Raw genomic sequence first — 4,522 nt, 5'->3', positions numbered from 1 at the left:
CCGGCGGCCGTCATGAAAATTGCCCCACCGCAGGGTGCTGCCGCACGGTTAGCGCCATAAGCGGCCCAATACAGCACTGGTATCTCGTACCCCGGCGGCCGTCATGAAAATTGCCCCACCGCAGGGTGCTGCCGCACGGTTAGCGCCATAAGCGGCCCAATACAGCACTGGTATCTCGTACCCCGTCGGCCATCATGACATTGACACCGCCGATACCATCGCGCCGAGCTTTTCGGCCGCAGCCCCCGGCCCCACGGCGCAGCCCGGGGCGACTATGTCCGGCCCCTGGTCGAGGATACCGGTAACGGCCTCGCGGACCTCGCCGGTGGTGCCGGAGGCGAGAAGCTCCGGGTCGAGGTTACCCATTATGCGGTGGCGCGGCAGGAGGAGCCTTGCATCGGCAATGGAGACGCGCGGGTCCACGCTCACGCACTCTGCCCGGAGTCCGCGGGGGGCGTCCCTGAGCCCTCTTATATCCCCGCAAAGGTGGACCATGACAGGCACCCCTTCGGTGTGCATCGCAGCGGTAATGCGGTTCAGATAAGGCACAGCAAACTCCTTGAAGAACTCGGGTCCCAGTATCTCGGCGGTCGAGGCCGGGTCGGTTATGGAGACGACGTCCGCGCCCGCCCCCACAAGCGCGCGGCCGTAACGGGCCGTACCTTCGGCAAGGAATGAGAGGAAGGCGTGGGCTTCTGCGGGCTCTCTCAAGAGGGATTTAAGGAGTGTCTTCGTGTCGACGAGCGAGGTGGCAAGGCCGAGGGGGCCGACCAGGTCCCCTATAACCGGCAGTTCGGTGCGGCCTTTACTGAGGATTCCTACGGCACTCAGGGTCTTCGGCAGCCTCCCGTCCCTTTCCGGGTCGAGGGTCTTCAGAGCGCTAAAGTCCTTTACGCTCTCCAGGGGATAACACGGCTCGGTCCGCCCTGCGCCTGAGACAAGAGACTCCTCGGTCTCTCCCCCGTAGGCCTCGGATTCGACGGTCATGCGGAAGGGGAGGGCCAGGTTTTCGAGCCCGGTGGCGTCCTGGACGGCGAGCGCGAGCGAGGCGAGCATGGCCGGGTCGGAGTGGAGATCGGGAGAGAGGGGAAAAAACCCCCCCTCTTCCATTACCTCCCGGCTCGCCATGGTAACGAACCCGCCGGGGAGGATAACCGGCGGCCTGTCGGCCCCCGCTCCGGATAGCGCGGCTAAAAGTCTTTCCTTCTCCGTCAGGTTATCTCTCCTCGGGCAGCATCGACCTCACCCATAGGTAGAATCTCTCTGTATGACGATATATCTCTTCGGCCTCGGACTGAATAAAAGATCTGTTCTCGTACTCCACCAGGTTCTTTTTGGCTATGACGGCGCGCAGATGTTTTGCCTTCTTTCCGGCTTCCTCCGTATCGATGGTATCCAGAAGAAACCTTGCGGCATCCTTATGGTCCCTGGATACGGACCGGACACCTCCGTAGTAAGCGAGCAGAGCATCATTCGCGGAGATGACGCAGTGGACGGCCTCAAGGCCGACCGAGTTCCAGTTGGACCCTTCAAAGGCGACCTTCATTCCACGATAAAAATCGTCCGCCTTCTTCAGGTAGCCGCGATAAACACCCTTCTCAACCTTTCTCGACCCTCTATTCATCCTTCAATAACTTCTCCAGACGCTCTCCCCACACGTGTCCGGTCTCGATGATTTCACCTATCAGGGGGTCTTTCTTGGCATGCCTCTCGCTAAGCTCCCTGACGGTGACCGTATAAAGGGAGAGATTGTTCCCGAAAGTTTTCATTATATGCTCCCTTGCGGGTTCCAGCATCGAAGGTATAAGTTCTTTAACTCTCCGGCTGCCGACAACTACACACAGGTCTATATCGCTGTCGGGCTCCCCTTCGCCCCTGGCTATGCTTCCAAAGAGAACTATACTTCTAACCCTGCCCATTGGCATTTCCTTCTTTAAGCTATCCAGTATAGTAGCCATCATACTGTCGACAAGACCCTTTTCGAGCTTAAAGAGAGGAAGCACCCCTTCTTTTATGAGAAAGTTCTCCTTCCTGAGCCCGTACAGGTTTGCACTCCCCGCGGACCTCCGGGTGACGACCCCCTGCCCTTCCAGCGCATCAAGAGACAGGAGACACGCCCGGTGACTCATGCCGGAAAGCTCGGCAATCTGTCTTCCGGTCAGTTCAAGGCCTTTATCGACAAGTACCCGCAGTATGCCGATATTGGACCTCTTCCCCAGGATATTTTCGAGAACCTTAGTGAACCGCATGGCCTCAAGTGGATATAAATAGTGTGGCTGTGTATACTATTTTATATATTACCCTACCAAAACTATCCACTCCTGTCAATACTGATGTTATCTCACCCCTCCCCGCCTAACCTCCCCCGAAGCCGCCCTTGCTCTTGAACGCCCTGCCCAGGCCGTTCAGGTCGATGGTCAGGAGAAAGAGCTTTTCCTCGAGCCGGTCCGAGTAGGCGAGCTCCGCGCTCCAGCACTGGTGGCGGTATACGAGCCCCACGGAAGTCTCCAGCGCCTTGTTGTCCTCGAAGGAGTACCTCGTCCTGTAGAAGACGTCCACCTTCCGGGAGAGGCGCGCAAGGGTCCTGGCGCTCAGGTAGTCTGTGGCGTCCCGCCTGTAGCGGTAGGAGAGGTCCAGCCTGTCTCCACGCCTGTCCCTCAGGTGCACCGACATGTCGTAGTGCTCGGGCCTGCGGTCGTACACGTCATAGCGGCCCTTGAAGGCCACGCGAGAGAAAGTGTTGGGCCTGAAGATTATCTCGCCGGTTACGTCCGAGAAGGGACGGTCCCTGTCGGGGTCGACCTCCCTGTGCCCGCTCATCTCGCGCAGGTCGAGGCTCTGGCTAAGGTCCATGTAGAGGAAGTCGTGGCGTCTGCCGCTCTTCCTCAGTATGCCGGCGAGCGTCATGTTGAGCGAGTAGGTGATGCTGTTCCGGGCCCTTATCCTGTCGACGGTGTCGAACTCGGGCAGGCGGTCCTGGCTGTAAGCCGGGATATAGCTGTAGGCGAACCTGGGCCTTATGGTCTGGCGGAACTTCTTAACGCCTTCCCACTCCGAGTTGAAGTACCGGACGAAGGTGGTGGTAAGCTCCGCCCCGGCCTCGTAGAGGCCCCTGCCGTGCTCGTCGTCGTCTTTTATCGGGTCGTTTTCTACCCGGTATAAGGTGGCCCGGGGGGCGAAGAACGGGGTAAACTCCCACCCGAAGGACCTTATGGGCAGGCTCAGGCGCGGCACTATGTCCAGCCTCTGCCCCTCCACGCCCTCCCCCCTCTGGTAGTTGACAAAGACCGAATCGAGCGAGAGATAGAGGGGGGTGCCCCCGACCTTCGTCCTGGAGGAGGTGAAGGTTATCTCCGGGAGTTTCTGAAGCACGGTGGATTCGTGGTCGAGGAACAGGTTATCGAATACCCTCGCCTCGGCGACCAGGTTATAGTGCGACCAGCTCTTGCTTATCGAAACGGTGCTTTCGAGACTTTCGAGCGCCCTCTCGGCGGAGTCGTCCGCGAAGTCTATGAAGTACTCGTCGTCGCTTACTATGTCGACGTTCGCCTTGAAGACGAAGTCGTTGCCGAACCACTCCCTGTGGCGGAGCCTGAGGCGCCAGCGGTCGTCCTCGGCCGAGAGCGGGCGCATGAGGTTATCCACGTCGTCGCGGAACTCCCTCACCCGGTCTATGTCGCGCTCCCTGAAGTGGTAGATGTATATCTCGCTAAGACTCCGCTTTGAACGGGCCTGGCGGTACTCGAACCCCGTGCCGAGCCCCCTCTTGCTCTCCGTATCCAGGTAAAAGGTGACGTCCCGGCTCGGAGAGACGGCCCAGAAAAAGGCGTTGTTGAACTTAAAGCCGCCCACGTCGGAGGAGCCTATCCTGGGCACGAGGAGACCGGTCTGCCTCTTGGTCTTTGCCGGAGCGGCGAGAAACGGGGAGTACAGTATGGGTACGCCCTTTATGTAAAAACGGGCGTGCCTGCCGGTAAAGAACCCCTCTATCTTGACCTTTGCCGTCTCGGTATAGAAGCTCCATGCCGGGGTCTCCCCCGGCTCGCAGTCGCAGGTGGTATAGACGGCCTTCTCGAACTCGTAGCTCTTGGGACCCGTCTTCTTCAGCGCCTCGCCGTCTATATGGAGGTTCGTATCCTTTAAGAAGAGCCTCCCGTTTACGGCTACGGCCGTGTCCTCGTCCATGTCCAGCTCGAGGCTCTCGCCCTTGAGCCAGTCCCCGTCTTCGTCGGTAAGCTCGACGTTCCCCGAGGCCTTCGCAGTGCCGGAGGCCATGTCCAGCGTAACTTCGTCCGCCATGAGGACCATCGTGCCCTGGACGACCACGACGTTGCCCTCTGCGAAGTAGGTCTGCCGTGTCCTGTCGTAGTTCACCGAGTCGGCGGTAACCTCCACGGGCAGGTCTTTACGGAACGTCTTGTCCGATATCCCCGCCTCGGACTCACGGAGTATGGAGGCAACGGAGACGACAATAAGGCATACGAATGTAATCGTTCTAAAGTCGCGCATAGCGGGTAAAAGC

General features: G+C 59.4%; 4 protein-coding genes. All 4 read right to left on the bottom strand.

Going from position 1 to position 4,522, the window contains the following annotated elements:
* Nucleotides 1–192: 192 nt before the first annotated feature.
* Nucleotides 193–1,215, bottom strand: a complete 1,023-nt coding sequence (locus V3W31_09745; protein MEE9615209.1) for a uroporphyrinogen decarboxylase family protein — start codon at nt 1,213–1,215, stop codon at nt 193–195.
* A gap of 1 nt (nt 1,216) precedes the next feature.
* Nucleotides 1,217–1,624 (bottom strand): HEPN domain-containing protein, encoded by a 408-nt coding sequence (locus V3W31_09740; protein MEE9615208.1) that lies wholly within the window; start codon nt 1,622–1,624, stop codon nt 1,217–1,219.
* Complete coding sequence (locus tag V3W31_09735; GenBank protein ID MEE9615207.1) at nt 1,617–2,249, bottom strand: nucleotidyltransferase domain-containing protein; 633 nt, start codon at nt 2,247–2,249, stop codon at nt 1,617–1,619. The genes V3W31_09740 and V3W31_09735 overlap by 8 nt, the downstream gene beginning before the upstream one ends.
* A 106-nt stretch (nt 2,250–2,355) precedes the next feature.
* Nucleotides 2,356–4,522: LPS assembly protein LptD (gene lptD / locus V3W31_09730; GenBank protein ID MEE9615206.1), on the bottom strand; the 2,167-nt coding region annotated here is incomplete at its 5' end.

It is taken from the genome of Thermodesulfobacteriota bacterium (assembly GCA_036482575.1).
Taxonomy (GTDB): Bacteria; Desulfobacterota; GWC2-55-46; order GWC2-55-46; family JAUVFY01; genus JAZGJJ01.
The sequence above is the reverse complement of the archived record's forward strand: the minus strand, read 5'-3'. Positions and strand labels throughout refer to the sequence as shown.

Bases quoted from the DNA above. Each gene is read 5' to 3' on its own strand.
- V3W31_09740 (MEE9615208.1), bottom strand. From the start codon at position 1,624: ATGAATAGAGGGTCGAGAAAGGTTGAGAAGGGTGTTTATCGCGGCTAC.
- V3W31_09735 (MEE9615207.1), bottom strand. From the start codon at position 2,249: ATGCGGTTCACTAAGGTTCTCGAAAATATCCTGGGGAAGAGGTCCAAT.